This is a genomic window from Proteus vulgaris (assembly GCF_023100685.1).
Lineage (GTDB): Bacteria > Pseudomonadota > Gammaproteobacteria > Enterobacterales > Enterobacteriaceae > Proteus.
Genome location: NZ_CP090064.1, coordinates 2,012,707 through 2,028,597, shown reverse-complemented (window position 1 = coordinate 2,028,597; position 15,891 = coordinate 2,012,707). Strand labels below are relative to the sequence as shown.

17 protein-coding genes are annotated in these 15,891 nt (G+C 40.3%); 11 read left to right on the top strand and 6 right to left on the bottom strand.

From position 1 onward, the window contains the following. Nucleotides 1-5: 5 nt before the first annotated feature. From rsxA to LW139_RS09945, 9 genes are all read left to right on the top strand, one after another. A complete protein-coding gene (rsxA, locus tag LW139_RS09985) occupies nucleotides 6-587 on the top strand; it encodes an electron transport complex subunit RsxA (protein ID WP_006536930.1) in 582 nt (193 codons plus the stop codon). Continuing rightward, nucleotides 587-1,213 carry an electron transport complex subunit RsxB gene (rsxB, locus tag LW139_RS09980; protein ID WP_036937055.1) on the top strand — a complete coding sequence of 209 codons (627 nt, stop codon included), beginning with the start codon at nucleotides 587-589 and terminating at the stop codon, nucleotides 1,211-1,213. The genes rsxA and rsxB overlap by 1 nt, the downstream gene beginning before the upstream one ends. Continuing rightward, on the top strand, nucleotides 1,206-3,866 hold the full coding sequence (rsxC, locus tag LW139_RS09975; protein WP_247851141.1) for an electron transport complex subunit RsxC: 2,661 nt from the start codon (nucleotides 1,206-1,208) through the stop codon (nucleotides 3,864-3,866). Before rsxB ends, rsxC begins: the two co-directional genes overlap by 8 nt. 6 nt (nucleotides 3,867-3,872) lie before the next feature. Then, nucleotides 3,873-4,949 carry an electron transport complex subunit RsxD gene (gene rsxD / locus LW139_RS09970; RefSeq protein WP_109408770.1) on the top strand — a complete coding sequence of 359 codons (1,077 nt, stop codon included), beginning with the start codon at nucleotides 3,873-3,875 and terminating at the stop codon, nucleotides 4,947-4,949. A gap of 18 nt (nucleotides 4,950-4,967) precedes the next feature. Then, complete coding sequence (gene rsxG / locus LW139_RS09965; protein ID WP_227336826.1) at nucleotides 4,968-5,594, top strand: electron transport complex subunit RsxG; 627 nt, start codon at nucleotides 4,968-4,970, stop codon at nucleotides 5,592-5,594. 1 nt (nucleotide 5,595) lies between these two features. Continuing rightward, nucleotides 5,596-6,300 carry an electron transport complex subunit E gene (locus LW139_RS09960; RefSeq protein WP_166541301.1) on the top strand — a complete coding sequence of 235 codons (705 nt, stop codon included), beginning with the start codon at nucleotides 5,596-5,598 and terminating at the stop codon, nucleotides 6,298-6,300. A gap of 12 nt (nucleotides 6,301-6,312) precedes the next feature. Further along, nucleotides 6,313-6,951, top strand: coding sequence for an endonuclease III (gene nth / locus LW139_RS09955; RefSeq protein ID WP_109408768.1), 639 nt, complete (start codon nucleotides 6,313-6,315; stop codon nucleotides 6,949-6,951). A gap of 113 nt (nucleotides 6,952-7,064) precedes the next feature. Next, entirely contained in the window at nucleotides 7,065-9,011 is a 1,947-nt protein-coding gene (locus LW139_RS09950) for an exoribonuclease II (protein WP_166541302.1), read from the top strand. 186 nt (nucleotides 9,012-9,197) lie between these two features. Then, complete coding sequence (locus LW139_RS09945) at nucleotides 9,198-9,746, top strand: RNA 2'-phosphotransferase (RefSeq protein WP_109408766.1); 549 nt, start codon at nucleotides 9,198-9,200, stop codon at nucleotides 9,744-9,746. A 72-nt stretch (nucleotides 9,747-9,818) separates the two neighbouring features. Here the strand turns inward: LW139_RS09945 and LW139_RS09940 are convergent, their stop codons facing one another. From LW139_RS09940 to pgpB, 6 genes are all read right to left on the bottom strand, one after another. Beyond that, nucleotides 9,819-10,229: a hypothetical protein gene (locus LW139_RS09940; RefSeq protein WP_166541303.1), complete on the bottom strand. Its 411-nt coding sequence runs from the start codon at nucleotides 10,227-10,229 to the stop codon at nucleotides 9,819-9,821. A gap of 105 nt (nucleotides 10,230-10,334) precedes the next feature. After that, nucleotides 10,335-10,658 (bottom strand): stress response translation initiation inhibitor YciH, encoded by a 324-nt coding sequence (yciH, locus tag LW139_RS09935; protein WP_072068012.1) that lies wholly within the window; start codon nucleotides 10,656-10,658, stop codon nucleotides 10,335-10,337. Nucleotides 10,659-10,735: 77 nt separating this feature from the next. Then, nucleotides 10,736-11,464 (bottom strand): orotidine-5'-phosphate decarboxylase, encoded by a 729-nt coding sequence (pyrF, locus tag LW139_RS09930; RefSeq protein ID WP_109408764.1) that lies wholly within the window; start codon nucleotides 11,462-11,464, stop codon nucleotides 10,736-10,738. A gap of 45 nt (nucleotides 11,465-11,509) precedes the next feature. Further along, nucleotides 11,510-12,679, bottom strand: a complete 1,170-nt coding sequence (gene lapB, locus LW139_RS09925; RefSeq protein WP_166541304.1) for a lipopolysaccharide assembly protein LapB — start codon at nucleotides 12,677-12,679, stop codon at nucleotides 11,510-11,512. 12 nt (nucleotides 12,680-12,691) lie between these two features. Beyond that, nucleotides 12,692-13,009, bottom strand: coding sequence for a LapA family protein (locus tag LW139_RS09920; RefSeq protein WP_109408762.1), 318 nt, complete (start codon nucleotides 13,007-13,009; stop codon nucleotides 12,692-12,694). Between the two features lie 159 nt (nucleotides 13,010-13,168). Beyond that, nucleotides 13,169-13,888, bottom strand: a complete 720-nt coding sequence (gene pgpB / locus LW139_RS09915; protein ID WP_166541305.1) for a phosphatidylglycerophosphatase B — start codon at nucleotides 13,886-13,888, stop codon at nucleotides 13,169-13,171. Nucleotides 13,889-14,154: 266 nt separating this feature from the next. On the opposite strand from pgpB, the gene ribA reads away from it, so the two are divergent. Next, nucleotides 14,155-14,754 (top strand): GTP cyclohydrolase II, encoded by a 600-nt coding sequence (gene ribA / locus LW139_RS09910; protein WP_075672080.1) that lies wholly within the window; start codon nucleotides 14,155-14,157, stop codon nucleotides 14,752-14,754. 251 nt (nucleotides 14,755-15,005) lie between these two features. Next, nucleotides 15,006-15,821: a MetQ/NlpA family lipoprotein gene (locus tag LW139_RS09905; protein WP_227336823.1), complete on the top strand. Its 816-nt coding sequence runs from the start codon at nucleotides 15,006-15,008 to the stop codon at nucleotides 15,819-15,821. Nucleotides 15,822-15,891: the final 70 nt, after the last annotated feature.

Here is a 15,891-nt window from a genome sequence, read left to right as displayed (position 1 = left end):
TAACAATGACTGATTACTTGCTTCTATTCGTCGGCACCGTATTGGTGAATAACTTTGTACTCGTCAAATTCCTAGGTTTATGCCCATTTATGGGTGTATCAAAAAAATTAGAAACCGCGATCGGTATGGGATTTGCGACGACCTTTGTTATGACTCTCGCCTCTATTAGTTCATGGCTGATGGATAACTTTATTTTAGTTCCTTTGGACTTACTTTATTTACGCACACTGAGCTTTATTTTAGTTATTGCAGTAGTTGTACAATTCACTGAAATGGTTGTAAGAAAAACAAGCCCGACACTCTATCGTTTGTTGGGGATCTTCTTACCTTTAATTACCACAAACTGTGCTGTCTTAGGCGTTGCGTTATTAAATATCAATCAAGCACACACGTTTATGCAGTCGGCTGTTTATGGTTTTGGTGCAGCAGTAGGTTTTTCTCTTGTGATGGTATTATTTGCCGCCATTAGAGAAAGGTTAGCAGTGGCAAATGTCCCTGCGCCATTTAAAGGTGCATCAATTGGTTTAATTACCGCAGGTTTAATGTCTCTCGCCTTTATGGGTTTTAGTGGTTTGGTGAAACTGTAATGAATTCTTTATGGATAGCAATTGGCGTACTTGGTGCGCTAGGTCTTATCTTTGGGCTAATTTTGGGCTATTCCGCGCGTCGTTTTAAAGTGGAAGAAGATCCTATTGTTGAAAAAATAGATGCTATTTTGCCACAGAGTCAATGTGGGCAATGTGGACATCCTGGTTGTCGCCCTTATGCCGACGCGGTTGCAAACAATGGTGAGATGATTAACCGTTGTGCGCCGGGTGGCGAACAAGTGATGTTAAAAATCGCAGAACTAATGGGTGTTGAACCTCAACCGCTTGATGGTGACGAAGAAGCATTAAATCCCGTTAGAAAAGTCGCCTTAATTGATGAAGATAATTGCATAGGATGTACTAAGTGTATTCAAGCTTGCCCTGTTGATGCCATTGTAGGTGCAACACGCGCAATGCATACGGTTATTGAAGACTTATGTACTGGATGTGACTTATGCGTTCCACCTTGCCCTACTGACTGTATTACCTTAGTGCCAGTCAAAGTAACAACCTCAAATTGGAAATGGGATTTAAATACCATCCCTGTTAAAAATATTCCAGCAGAGCCTGAAGAAACACCTGAAGATGAACCGTCATTAAAGACGGAGGATAACGCTCATGTTTAATCTCTTTTCGTTATTTAAAAAAGATAAAATCTGGGATTTTAAAGGCGGTATTCATCCTCCTGAAATGAAATTACAGTCAAGTCGCACACCAATGCGTATAGCACAATTGCCTGATGAAGTAATTGTCCCTATTCATCAACACTTAGGCGTACCTGGTCAACTTTGTGTTAGCGAGGGTGAACATGTTTTAAAAGGCCAACCTTTGACTAAAGGTGTTGGCAGAACACTCCCTGTTCATGCGTCTATTTCTGGTACTGTCACTGCTATAGAGCCTTTTCCAAGTGCTCACCCTTCGGGATTACCTGAAATTGCCGTAAGAATTCAATCTGACGGTAAAGATGAATGGCGTGAACAGTTCCCGCTCACTGATTACCAATCGCAAAGCAAAGAGACTTTACTCGCTCGTATCCATGAAGCGGGTATTGCTGGATTAGGAGGCGCCGGATTCCCGACTGCTTCAAAATTAAAAGGCGGTGGTGATTTAGTTAACACACTGATTGTCAATGCAGCAGAATGTGAACCTTATATCACAGCGGATGATCGCTTAATGCAAGAGCATGCTGATGAAGTGATTGCTGGTTGTCAGGTATTAATTCACCTTCTCTGTCCTGATGAAGTGTTAATTGGTATTGAAGATAACAAACCTGAAGCTATTGAAGCATTGAAATTGGCATTAAATGCCGTCCCTGATGAGAAACGAATTTTTATTCGTGTCATTCCCACAAAATATCCCTCTGGCGGTGCTAAACAACTGACCAAGATCTTAACAGGTAAAGAAGTGCCATCAGGTGGTCGTTCATCTGATATTGGTGTTTTGATGCAAAACGTGGGTACTGTTGTTGCTATCAAGCGTGCCATTATTGATGATGAGCCTTTAATTGAACGTGTTGTCACGATCACTGGTAATGGTGCCAAAACACCGGGTAACTTCTGGGCACGTTTGGGTACCCCTATTTATTCATTGCTAAAACAAGCGGGATTTGTTGCAGGCTCTGAACAAATGGTGATTATGGGTGGGCCATTAATGGGCTTTACCTTACCTGACTTAAATGCCCCTGTTGTTAAGATAACCAACTGCCTACTTATCCCTTCAGTTGAAGAAATGGATACAGATAATCTTGAAGAGGCGTGTATCCGTTGTGGTCATTGTGTTGATGCTTGCCCTAGTGGTTTATTACCTCAACAACTTTACTGGTTTAGTAAAGGTAAAGAGCATGAGAAAGCACAACAGCATAATTTATTTGATTGTATTGAATGTGGTGCTTGTGCGTTTGTTTGCCCAAGTAATATTCCGTTAGTTCAATACTATCGCCAAGAAAAGGCTGAAATACGTGAAATTGATGCAGAAGCAAAACGAGCAGCTGAAGCTAAAGCGCGTTTTGAAGCCAAAAAATTACGCATGGAGCGTGAAAAACTTGAGCGTGAAGCAAGGCATCAACGTGCGGCGGTTAAACTTGATGATAATGAACATAATGAAGTTCAATCTGCGCTCTCTCGTGTAAAAGAAAAACAGAGTATCGGTAAAATTATTTCTGTGAAAGCAGGTGAAGAGCCAGATAACGCAGCTGCTATCGCCGCACGTAGAAAGCGTAAAGAAGAAGTCAGAGCAAAACAAGCAGCCAAATTAGCACAGCAAAAAGCATTAGAAGCCTCAAATGATAATACAGTAAGTGACAACGAAGATGCTGATCCACGCAAAGCAGCTGTTGCGGCCGCATTGGCTCGTGTGAAAGCGAAAAAAGCACAACAAGCTTCTCAAGCAACGCCAACCGTTGAAGCTCCTGTTGAAAACGCAGAAGCCGAAGATGTCGATCCACGCAAAGCAGCTGTTGCTGCCGCACTGGCTCGTGTGAAAGCCAAAAAAGCACAACAAGCTTCTCAAGCAACGCCAACCGTTGAAGCTCCTGTTGAAAAAGCAGAAGCCGAAGATGTCGATCCACGCAAAGCTGCCGTTGCGGCCGCTATTGCCAGAGCGAAAGCGAAAAAAGCACAGCAAGCTTCTCAAGCAACGCCAACCGTTGAAGCTCCTGTTGAAAAAGCAGAAGCCGAAGATGTCGATCCACGCAAAGCAGCTGTTGCGGCCGCATTGGCTCGTGTGAAAGCGAAAAAAGCACAGCAAGCTTCTCAAGCAACACCAGCCGTTGAAGCTCCTGTTGAAAAAGCAGAAGCCGAAGATGTCGATCCACGCAAAGCAGCTGTTGTGGCCGCACTGGCTCGTGTGAAAGCGAAAAAAGCACAACAAGCTTCTCAAGCAACGCCAACCGTTGAAGCTTCTGTTGAAAAAGCAGAAGCAGAAGCCGAAGATGTCGATCCACGCAAAGCTGCCGTTGCGGCCGCATTGGCTCGTGTGAAAGCGAAAAAAGCACAGCAAGCTTCTCAAGCAACACCAGCCGTTGAAGCTCCTGTTGAAAAAGCAGAAGCCGAAGATGTCGATCCACGCAAAGCTGCCGTTGCGGCCGCTATTGCCAGAGTGAAAGCGAAAAAAGCACAGCAAGCTTCTCAAACAACACCAGCCGCTGAAGCTCCTGTTGAAAAAGCAGAAGCCGAAGATGTCGATCCGCGCAAAGCAGCCGTTGCGGCCGCTATTGCCAGAGTAAAAGCGAAAAAAGAAGCCGAACAACGTCGAGCTAAAGAAGAAGTTACCTTGGATTAATCACAGATGAAATTTAGACCGATACAAAATAACAACAGTAAATTAAAAATTGCGAGTTCCCCTTTTACGCATAATCAACAATCCACCAGCCAAGTTATGCTATGGGTTACATTAGCAGCATTACCGGGGATCATCAGTCAGATCTATTTTTTTGGTTTAGGCACTATTTACCAAATTATATTAGCCATCATCGTTGCGCTTGTGGCTGAAACTGTATGCGTAAAACTCAAAAAAGAAGATCCATTACTTTACCTTAAAGATAATTCCGCACTGCTTACTGGTGTATTGCTCGCAATTAGCATTCCGCCTTTGGCACCATGGTGGATCATTGTTTTAGGTACCTTTGTTGCTGTCGTTATCGCAAAACATATTTATGGCGGTTTAGGGCAAAATCCATTTAACCCCGCAATGGTAGGTTATGTAGTTTTACTTATCTCATTCCCAGTACAAATGACATCGTGGATGCCTCCTGTTGAATTACAAGCAGTCTCTTACAATGTCATGGACAGTTTAAGTATTTTCTTTACAGGTCATACATCATCAGGCTTAACACTTGAAGATTTAAGACGCTCTGTTGATGGCATTACACAAGCTACACCTCTTGATAGTTTTAAAACTGGATTATTAACTCATTCTATTGATGAAGTGTTAGCGACACCTATTTTACAAGGTGAGTTTGCCGGCATTGGATGGCAGTGGGTGAATGTAGCTTATTTAGTAGGTGGATTAGTTCTGCTCTATAAACGCATTATTAGCTGGCATATCCCTGTTGCGATGATCTCAATGTTAGCCTTATGTTCGGTTATTAGTTGGGGGATCGATCCTACTCGTTACTCGCAACCCCTATTACAAATCTTCTCAGGGGCAACAATGTTAGGGGCTTTCTTCATAGCGACTGATCCTGTAAGTGCCTCTACAACCCCTAAAGGTCGTTTAATTTATGCGGGAATGATTGGTTTATTAGTTTGGGTTATCCGTGTTTATGGTGGATATCCAGACGCTGTTGCCTTTTCAGTATTACTTGCCAATATCGCTGTACCTTTAATCGATAGCTATACACGCCCTCGTGTTTATGGGCATTAATGTGCCAAGGAGAAAATGATGATCGATATCTTAAAACGTCATGGGCTAACATTAGCTGTCTTTGCGGCTTGTACAACAGGTTTAACCGCTGTGGTGTACCACTTAACCGCAGATACCATTGCAGAGCAAGTGGCTATAGAAAAACAAAAATTATTGGATCAGGTGATCCCTCAAGCAATGTATGACAATGAACTTTCTAAAGATTGTTATCTACTTACGGCACCGGAATTGGGAAATTCAAAACCTCATAAACTTTATGTCGCACGTTTAGAAGGTAAACCCGTTGCAGCGGCCTTAGAATCTACCGCGCCAGATGGCTATTCAGGTGCAATTGAACTTCTTGTTGGCGCTGACTTTAAAGGCAACGTTCTAGGTGTTCGTGTAACCGCACATAACGAAACTCCTGGTCTGGGTGATAAAATTGAGACACGCATTTCCGATTGGATCACAACACTGAGCCATAAATTCATTTCCAGTGAAAACGATCCACATTGGGCGGTAAAAAAAGATGGTGGCGATTTTGATCAATTTACAGGTGCGACGATCACCCCCCGCGCTGTCGTTAACTCATCAAAACGCACAGCATGGCTAATACAATCATTACCAGAGAAATTAGAAACTCTCTCTGTCTGTGAGGCGAATTAATATGAACTCCATTAAAACGCTCTTTGCTCAAGGGTTATGGACAAACAACTCAGCTCTAGTGCAATTACTTGGTCTATGCCCTTTACTGGCGGTTTCCTCTACAGCAACTAACGCGCTAGGCTTAGGACTTGCGACAACATTAGTGCTATTTTGCACCAATGTGGCAGTTTCAAGTTTACGTCGTTGGGTTCCTTCTGAAATTCGTATCCCAATTTATGTTATGATAATCGCGTCTGTCGTCAGTGCTGTGCAATTACTGATCAACGCATACGCCTATGGTTTATACCAATCGTTGGGGATCTTTATTCCATTAATAGTCACCAACTGTATTGTTATTGGCCGTGCTGAAGCCTTCGCTGCTAAAAATGAAGTCTTTCCTTCTGCCATTGATGGTTTAGCAATGGGATTAGGGGCAACAGCCGCACTCTTTGTGTTAGGCGCGATCCGTGAAGTTTTAGGTAACGGAACATTATTTGACGGTGCAGATTTACTGTTAGGTGAATGGGCTCAAGTATTAAGAATCGAAATAGTTCATTTAGATTCCCCCTTCTTACTTGCCATTTTACCGCCAGGTGCTTTTATCGGTTTAGGCTTTATGTTAGCGGGAAAATACCTTATCGATGAAAGACAGAAAAAGCGCAGCGCTTCGATAATGAAAACTTATGAAAAAGAACAAGGCTGTGGTAGTCATATCGTTAAAAATTAATTTGTGAGCATAATGAATCAAGCAAAACGTATTGAAATTCTAACTCGGTTGCGTGATAACAATCCGCAACCTACGACAGAGCTAAAATTTGACTCTCCGTTTGAACTATTGATCTCCGTGTTACTCTCTGCACAAGCGACCGATGTGAGTGTCAATAAGGCAACTGCTAAACTTTATCCAGTTGCCAACACACCACAAGCTATCCTGAATTTAGGGGTGGATGGACTTAAGAAATACATTAAAACCATTGGCCTATATAATACCAAAGCTGAAAATGTGATTAAGACCTGTCAAATCTTGGTGGATAAACATCACAGTGAGGTTCCTGAAAACAGAGAAGCCCTTGAGGCTTTGCCTGGTGTTGGTCGCAAAACTGCAAATGTTGTTTTAAATACTGCATTTGGCTGGCCAACAATTGCTGTCGATACACATATCTTTAGAGTGAGTAATCGTACAGGCTTTGCCCCTGGCAAGAATGTCAATGAAGTTGAGCAAAAACTATTAAAGGTTGTTCCGGCAGAATTTAAAGTTGATTGCCATCACTGGCTTATTCTTCATGGTCGTTATACCTGTATTGCACGAAAACCACGGTGTGGCTCTTGTATTATTGAAGATCTGTGTGAATTTAAAGAAAAAACAGATCCTGAATAAAAATTTGCCGATTTGTCTGTTTTTCTGATGCAATATTACTTGCGTCGCTACGCACAATCGAATAAAACTATTGCCCACTTTTATTATTAAAACTGCCGACTTTCCGGAAAAATATGTTTCAAGACAATCCGCTGCTTGCACAGCTAAAACAGCAACTCCATGCCCAAACACCGCGCGTGGAAGGCCTTGTAAAGGGAACAGATAAAGGCTTTGGCTTCCTTGAAGTTGATGGTCAGAAAAGCTATTTTATTCCCCCTCCGCAAATGAAAAAAGTGATGCACGGTGACCGTGTAATTGCTGCTGTTCATACCAATAACGACAAAGAATCCGTTGAACCTGAAGAATTAGTTGAGCCCTTTTTAACTCGTTTTGTCGGCCGTATTCAAAGAAAAGAGGGTGATAACCGTCTGTGGATAATACCAGACCATCCTCTACTAAAAGATGCAATTCCTTGCCGTCCAGCTCAAGGTTTAACCCATAACTTTGTCAATCAAGATTGGGCTGTTGCGGTTATGCGCCGTCACCCACTTAATAAAGGTGATAAAGGTTTTCAGGCAGAAATCACCGACTATATTACAGATAAAGACGATCACTTTGCCCCTTGGTGGGTAACCTTAATGCGTCATCAACTTGAGCGCGATGCACCAGAAATGGGCAACGAAGCACTTACATTACATGATGCATTACCTCGTGAAGATCTGACTTCTCTCTCCTTTGTCACTATTGATAGTGCATCAACAGAAGACATGGATGACGCACTCTTTATTCGTAAAGAAGAGAACGGTCAATTAACGCTATTTATCGCCATTGCCGATCCTACGGCTTATATTTTGCCGAATAGTGAATTAGATAAAATTGCGGCACAACGCGCTCTAACTAACTATCTGCCGGGCTTTAACATCCCAATGTTGCCTCGTGAGCTATCTGATAACATTTGCTCATTACGCCCTAATGAAAAGCGCCCTGCATTAGTCTGTCAAGTCAGCATTGCCCAAGATGGTGCATTACATGAAGATATTCACTTCTATTCTGCATGGGTAGAATCAAAATCCAAACTGGTTTACGACCATATTTCAGATTGGTTAGAAGGCGCTAACAGCGATTGGAAACCAGAGAATGACATCGTTCATGAACAAGTAATGTTATTAAAAGAGATGTGTGAAAAACGTCATGAATGGCGTGAGAAACATGCTCTGGTCTTTAAAGAACGCCCTGATTACCGCTTTATTCTCGATGAAGGCGGTAATGTATTAGATATCGTGGCTGAAAATCGTCGTATTGCAAATCGCATTGTCGAAGAGGCAATGATCACAGCCAATATCTGTGCAGCTAAAGTGCTGGCGAAAAACTTAGGCTTCGGTGTTTATAACGTTCACACTGGTTTTGATCCACTTTATATCGATCAAGTTGTACAAACTTTAAAAGATAATGGCATTGAAACCACTTCTGAAAGTTTGTTAACCCTTGAAGGTTTCTGCCAATTACGTCGTGAGCTAGATAACCAACCTAATCAATTCCTTGATAGCCGTATTCGTCGTTACCAAAACTTTGCTGAAATCAAATCAGAGCCAGGCCCACACTTTGGTTTAGGACTGGAAGCTTACGCAACATGGACATCACCGATCCGTAAATATAGTGATATTTTAAATCACCGTTTACTAAAAGCGATTATCAGTAAAGAGCCTGCTGAAAAGCCACAAGAAGAAGATGGTATTCGTATTGCAGAACGCCGTCGTGCTAATCGTATGGCTGAACGAGATGTGGGTGATTGGTTATATGCACGTTTCTTAAAACCTTTTGCGGGTACTGAAACACCATTTAACGCTGAAATTATCGATATTACACGTGGTGGTATTCGCGTTCGCTTAGTTGAAAATGGCGCAGTAGCCTTTATCCCGGCTCCTTTCTTACATGCTGTGCGTGATGAAATTCAATGCAGTCAAGAAACGGGTACAGTGATTGTGAAAGGTGAAAGTGCTTATAAACTCAATGATATCATTCCTGTTCGCATCGAAGATGTAAAACTTGAAACTCGTAATATCGTTGCTCGCCCTATCTAATTAGTCTGTAGTCGGTATACAATAAAGCTGATGGTTCATTTTGAGCCATCAGTTTTTTTATGCCTATTATCTTTGCTAGACATAACACTAGAAATTTAAAGGGAATAAAAAGGGAATATTTTTATGGTATTAAGGAAATAAAACACTCAGACCATAAATTTAGTAAATAACAAATGGATTGAATTAATGAAAGATAAAGTGCAGATTAGCCGTTTTTTAAGCTATATATTACGACACTCCCCTGAAAGTATTGGTTTATCACTTGATGAGCAAGGATGGGGTGAAATATCACAACTGATCTTGTTAGCGCAGAAAAAAGGCACGCAACTAACCCTTGAACTGATTAACGATGTAGTTAAAACGAATGATAAAAAGCGTTTCGCTATTTCAGAAAATGGGCTTTTTATTCGTGCCGTTCAAGGGCACTCTCTTAAGACTACGGTTGATTACCAAGCTATTACTCCTCCTAAAATACTTTATCACGGTACAGCAACTCGTTTTATCGACAGTATTTTTAATCAAGGTTTAATACCGAATGGTCGCCAATATGTTCATCTATCACAAGATTATAAAACAGCCGTGAATGTCGGCAATCGTCATGGAAAAGCCGTTGTTTTAATTGTTGATAGTGAAAAAATGTTTAGTGAAGGTTTTGAATTTTATCAGGCTGATAATGGTGTATGGTTAACGCTTTCCGTGCCTGTGAAATATCTAAAAATCGAAGAGAAAGAATAGAATGAAATATAAACAAGTAGGTGACATTGTCACCTATAATCTTGCTTATGGTGTTCTCTGTTTGACTAATACTTAATCAGGATGACCTGTGATGGTTATTTTAGTGCCCTTCTGATCTTCTTCTAACAAAATTTCGGTAAAACCACCTGCAAACTGCTGTTCTATTATTAATTTTTTGGGGTTTTCCCAATTATAGTCCACAGAAACGGCATCATTTGTGTACTCTTTTTGGATGTTATTATTCACTCTAATGACTTTTTCAAGATAAGCTTCATCGTGTTCGCTGACATATTTTTTATACGCATCAGTGATTGAAAGCCCAGTATAAATACAGTTGGTTATTGCCCCATGCTCGTAAATTTCATCCATTGTCTGCTCTGGTGAAGAACAATATTTATCATGGACAATCACTTTATCTATTTTGCTTTCTGCCAAAAGCACAGAAGAATACAACAACGTTACAATCATCAAATATGCTTTCATAAAACACCTTTAAAAAGACATCTATTAATAACAATAAAAAATGCGCTAATCTCAATAGAAAATCAGCGCACCCTTATTCATTTCATTGCTATCTAGCTAGCTAAATCAGCCACCAGCCAGTTTAACTTTCATTCCTTTGGCTTCTAATAGCGATTTAATTAAATCACGTTTGTCACCTTGGATCTCAATTAAACCGTCTTTTACACTACCACCACAGCCACATTTTTTCTTTAGTTCAGCGGCAAGTTTGGCCAGCTCTGCATCATCCAGATCGATACCTGAAACAACACAAACACCTTTACCTTTACGCCCACTAGTTTGACGCTGAATACGCACAATACCATCACCGACAGGACGTACAGGCTTTTGTTCTTCTTCTTTAATGCGACCCGCATCTGTGGAATAAACCAAACGAGAGTTATTATCCATGTTAATTACATACCTTGTATATATTCGTCATACTATTAAGATGCAGTGTATTGTCACTTAGCTACATCTTGAGTTATTTAGAGTATAGAACGATTAATTTGTTGCAACGTTTCAAGAGGATTATCACTACGTGTAATAGGACGTCCAATCACCATATAATCAACCCCTGCTGCAATGGCTTGTTCTGGCGTCATGACTCGACGCTGATCACCAACATCACTTCCTGCAGGGCGAATACCTGGTGTCACTAATAAGAAATCATCACCACAAACTTGTTTAAAACGTGTAGCTTCATGTGCAGAGCACACAACACCATCAAGGCCACAAGATTTTGTCAGCAACGCCAAGCGCTCGGCTTGTTCTGCGGGTGTTAATGTTATACCCAACTCAATCAAATCGGACTGATCCATACTCGTTAACACTGTTACTGCTGTTAAAAGTGGTGCATCTTTGCCATAGGATACAAGGCTTTCTTTAGCTGCACGCATCATGCGACTGCCACCACTTGCATGTACGTTCACCATCCATACACCTAAATCAGCCGCAGCTGCAACGGCTCTTGCAACGGTATTGGGAATATCATGAAATTTTAGATCCAAGAAAATGTCAAAACCGTCTTTTTGTAACTGCGTAACAAATTGAGGGCCAAAACGGGTAAACATCTCTTTACCAATTTTTAAACGGCAAGATGAGGGATCGATACGTTGTGCAAAATCTAATGCACTTTTTTGATCTTCATAGTCTAATGCCACAATAACGGGCGCGCAGGTGAACTCGGGCGATTTTTTATCACAATGAAATGACATTTTAGGGCCTTTATTTATAAAGAGACTATTAAAAAAGTGACATCGTCACTGACCATCTAAACCGCGAATAGGTTTAACGGTATCCCATGAACGACAGGATGGACAATGCCAATATAATGCATGAGAGGTAAAACCACATTTATGGCAACGATAATCTGGTTTGGTACGAATTTGTTCACCAACCATATAACGCAATAAAATAAGACTTTCTTTGGCTCGACCTTCTTCTGCTTCAGCTAAATGATAACGCATTAAGCGATAGAAAAGTCGCATTGTAGGATGGCGTTCTAATTGGCGGTTAATATAAAGCTGAGCAGCTTCAATACCTTCTTTGGCTTCAATGATATCTGCAAGGTAGAGTTCAGCAATAGCACCGCTATTACTATCAACACATTGGCGTAAATACGCCTCCCAACGAGAATTATCTTCTTGCGTCTGAAAACATTCAAAAAGCATAGGTAATGTTTCACTTACCATCTCTTTATCTTGCTCGATAACTTTCATCAGCACTTCAATGGCTTTTTGTTTCTCATCACGAGCAATATAAATACGACCATACATAATTGAAACACGAGCACAGAGGGGATCTGCTTGGCCTGCTTTTTGTAGAAAACTAAGTGCACTATCAAGATTATCACTACTCATTTCTTGAAGTGCCAACTCACAGTAAAAATGTGATATTTGTTCTTTTAATTCATGCTGACCTAATTTTACTAATTTTTCAGCTGTTTCGATGGCTTTGCCCCAATCACTAGTTAACTGGTAAATAGCCAGCAAAGATTGTAACGCGCTTTGGCGAAACTCTTGCTCATCAATAAGTTGCTGAAACATATTTTCAGCTCGATCGTAAACTCCCGCAGCAACATAGTCACGGCCAAGTTGTTGAACAGCTAGGAGACGTTGATCAAAAGAAAGCGCTGCACTTTCCATTAAGGATTGATGAATACGAATTGCGCGTTCAACTTCACCACGAGAACGGAAAAGATTGCCTAACGTAAGATGTGCTTCAAAAGCAGAACTATCTTCTTTAAGCATTTCAAGGAAGAGATCAACAGCTTTATCTTGTTGATCCGAAAGTAAGAAGTTAACACCCGCCACGTATTCTCGTGACAGGCGATCGGCATTCTGCTGTTTATCCTGTTGGGCGCCACGACGCCCCATATACCAGCCGTAAGCTGCCGCGACAGGTAATAACAGAAACAGCAATTCTAGCATCAGCTATCGTCCTTATTTCGTAGCAGAAGCAACCGTTGGGCGACTTTCTTGGCTTTCTTGTTTGGTTTGAGCGCTTTCAAGACGTTTAATTTTACGTTTTGCTCGGCCTAGTGATAAACGGGCGCGCAAATAGAAAACACCACTCACAATCCAACCAAGAACAAAGCCGACACCAAACAGTGTGGCTAACAAGGTAGAAATACGATATTCCCCTTGAGCAATAAGGTAATTGAATGTGACTACCTGATCGTTATTTGAGCCTAAAGTCATGGCAATGACCACGATGGCAAAAACAAGAATAACCAAAATAAAAAGTAGGACTTTTTTCACATTATTTCCTTTTTTATTCTCTTTTCTTTAGTGGACAGATAAAGGTAGCATTTTCACTGCGCACAAAGAAAGTCATTTCTTAGAATCAACTGATTTTCGTATATTTTTTCACATAAATACTGAAAAAGACATTCTGTATCTCAAAAATAAAGGCTATCGTCAGGATTTGAGTAATAAACGTCGCTCAATCACCTTAAATGCACACCAAACCAGCATAGTACTTATAAGAATACCCACAATCACATCAGATGCCCAGTGCATTCCCAACACAATACGCCCTACAGTGACATCGATTCCCCATAATAACCCGAGTGTTGCTAAAAAATAATGACCGCGCAACATAAAAAGGACAAAAACAAACAAGCCGAGTGTTGCTGCAAATAAGCTATGCCCGGATGGAAAAGCATAACCCGTTTCCGCTTTCCAATGTTTAAGTTGCCATTCGGGGATCATAGGGGAATTTGCCAATCCATTTTGGAGTAATTGTTCCCGCGCTGATCTGGGAACTTGATAAAATGCCTCTGGTGTAATGTGTAAATTGTCACTGACCCAAACAACATAAGGACGAGGTTCTTTGACTGTATTTTTAACTGCAACCTTAACTAATTGCCCAACGGCTAAGGTCGCAACAATTATCACCGCTAATTGAATAAAATTATTACGTTTTAATTTCAAAACCATAAACAGTAATGCCAAAAACACAATAATACTAATAGTTCCCCAAGGTTTCGCTGCACTATCTGCTATCCACAATGTGCTAATTCCCCCTAAAGGGTGATCAGTCGGTTGCCATTGCCAACCCAGCATTAACACTACACTAGGTATGATTAAGAGTAATATACTGCCTAATGAAATTAATCTTGTTATCTTCTTATTCAATATATCGACCCTTCTCAAATACAAACACTGTCTTTCGTTTATCTTTAAAGTTTATCAGTATAAACGATGCTCGTTTAGCAATAAATCATTATGCAATAAGGCTCAAAATCTGATAATTTGTAGTGGTGTGAATTTATAAGTGTGTGTTATCCCATTTCCTTGCCTATCAGACATGGAAACATTTCAGTGTTTTATTTCTCTTTGTTCTCGTTATAAAGTGTATAATCTTGAACGAGAGTTTCACCTGAAATTATGAGTCAAAAATAATGAAATTAAGACGTATCGCAGAAGCAAAACTACCTACTCCTTTTGGTGAGTTTTTAATGGTCGGTTTTGAAGAAATCGCAACAGGTAAAGATCACGTCGCCCTAGTCTATGGCGATATCTCAGGCTCAGAGCCTGTATTATCTCGTATTCATTCAGAATGCTTAACGGGTGATGCCTTATTTAGTTTGCGTTGTGATTGTGGTTTCCAACTTGAAGCTGCACTTTCACAAATAAGCAAAGCGGGTCGTGGTGTCTTACTTTATCATCGCCAAGAAGGCCGTAATATTGGCTTACTAAATAAAATAAGAGCTTATGCATTACAAGATAAAGGGTTAGATACTGTTGAAGCAAACCTCGAATTAGGTTTTAAAGCTGACGAACGCGATTTTACCCTTTGTGCTGACATGTATAATCTATTAGGTGTTCATGAGGTGCGGTTATTAACCAATAATCCGAAAAAAATTGAAATCATGAAAGCCGCAGGTATTAATGTTATCGAGCGAGTTCCTCTGATTGTCGGACGTAATCCAAGTAATGCACATTATCTTGATACCAAAGCCGATAAAATGGGACATCTTTTATTTAAGAAAGCGCAATAATAAAGTAACAGCACAGCATTAATAATTTTCAAATCCGAGTCTAAGTTGCTCGGATTTTTATTTAGCTCTTTTTATTCTATTACCTTGTAAATTCATTCTTTATCTATTTTTCTTTGCTTATATTTCCTTCTTTTTTACAGATCATTCGTCATTAAATTATATCATGTGAAAATTTGTCATATGCGATTCCATTGACTATCTATCTGATTCTAAGTTATTTATTAATAAATAAATTTTGATAGGAAAACATTATGCCATTACATTTTTCTGGTAGGATTTTCGGCGCGCTATTATTAGTGGGAACATTATTAACAGGCTGTGATAATAGCGATAAAAACAGCTATTCAATCAAAGTTGGTGTGATCAATGGCGCTGAACAAGATGTGGCAGAAATTGCCAAAAAAGTCGCTAAAGAAAAATATGGTTTAGAGGTTGAATTAGTAGGTTTTAGTGGCTCATTATTACCTAATGATCCCACAGCAAATAAAGAATTAGATGCGAATGTTTTTCAGCATCGTCCTTTTCTTGCTCAAGATAATCAATCTCGGGGTTATAATTTAGTGGCTGTGGGCAATACCTTTGTTTTTCCTATGGCCGGCTATTCAACAAAAATCAAACACCCTTCTGAATTAAAATCTGGCGATACCATTGCAGTTCCTAACGATCCAACCAACTTGGGCCGAGCTTTACTGTTATTAGATAAAGAAAAACTTATTGCATTAAAACCAAATAGTGGCTTGTTACCTACTGCCATCGATATTATTGATAATCCTCTTAAATTAAAAATTATGGAGTTAGAAGGCGCACAGTTACCACGAGTGTTAAACGATCCGAAAGTCACCGTTGCCATTATTAGTACCACTTACATCCAACAAATTAATTTATCTCCGACAAAAGACAGTATTTTTATTGAAGATAAAAACTCGCCTTACACCAATATTATAGTGGCAAGAGAAGACAACAAAGACGCTAATAATGTGCGTGATTTTATCAAGGCTTATCAATCCCCCGAAGTTGCAACAGCCGCCGAAACCATTTTTAATGGTGGTGCAGTTCAGGGTTGGTAAAAATTTATTAGCTTTTTTATGGCAGACGCCACTTAAGCAACCTAAAAAAACGCCCCATTTTTATAATGAG

What these genes read in the sequence shown, in the direction of transcription:
- rsxA (WP_006536930.1), top strand. Translation starts at nt 6, where the DNA reads ATGACTGATTACTTGCTTCTATTCGTCGGCACCGTATTGGTGAATAAC.
- rsxB (WP_036937055.1), top strand. Translation starts at nt 587, where the DNA reads ATGAATTCTTTATGGATAGCAATTGGCGTACTTGGTGCGCTAGGTCTT.
- rsxC (WP_247851141.1), top strand. Translation starts at nt 1,206, where the DNA reads ATGTTTAATCTCTTTTCGTTATTTAAAAAAGATAAAATCTGGGATTTT.
- rsxD (WP_109408770.1), top strand. Translation starts at nt 3,873, where the DNA reads ATGAAATTTAGACCGATACAAAATAACAACAGTAAATTAAAAATTGCG.
- rsxG (WP_227336826.1), top strand. Translation starts at nt 4,968, where the DNA reads ATGATCGATATCTTAAAACGTCATGGGCTAACATTAGCTGTCTTTGCG.
- LW139_RS09960 (WP_166541301.1), top strand. Translation starts at nt 5,596, where the DNA reads ATGAACTCCATTAAAACGCTCTTTGCTCAAGGGTTATGGACAAACAAC.
- nth (WP_109408768.1), top strand. Translation starts at nt 6,313, where the DNA reads ATGAATCAAGCAAAACGTATTGAAATTCTAACTCGGTTGCGTGATAAC.
- LW139_RS09950 (WP_166541302.1), top strand. Translation starts at nt 7,065, where the DNA reads ATGTTTCAAGACAATCCGCTGCTTGCACAGCTAAAACAGCAACTCCAT.
- LW139_RS09945 (WP_109408766.1), top strand. Translation starts at nt 9,198, where the DNA reads ATGAAAGATAAAGTGCAGATTAGCCGTTTTTTAAGCTATATATTACGA.
- LW139_RS09940 (WP_166541303.1), bottom strand. Translation starts at nt 10,229, where the DNA reads ATGAAAGCATATTTGATGATTGTAACGTTGTTGTATTCTTCTGTGCTT.
- yciH (WP_072068012.1), bottom strand. Translation starts at nt 10,658, where the DNA reads ATGGATAATAACTCTCGTTTGGTTTATTCCACAGATGCGGGTCGCATT.
- pyrF (WP_109408764.1), bottom strand. Translation starts at nt 11,464, where the DNA reads ATGTCATTTCATTGTGATAAAAAATCGCCCGAGTTCACCTGCGCGCCC.
- lapB (WP_166541304.1), bottom strand. Translation starts at nt 12,679, where the DNA reads ATGCTAGAATTGCTGTTTCTGTTATTACCTGTCGCGGCAGCTTACGGC.
- ribA (WP_075672080.1), top strand. Translation starts at nt 14,155, where the DNA reads ATGAAATTAAGACGTATCGCAGAAGCAAAACTACCTACTCCTTTTGGT.
- LW139_RS09905 (WP_227336823.1), top strand. Translation starts at nt 15,006, where the DNA reads ATGCCATTACATTTTTCTGGTAGGATTTTCGGCGCGCTATTATTAGTG.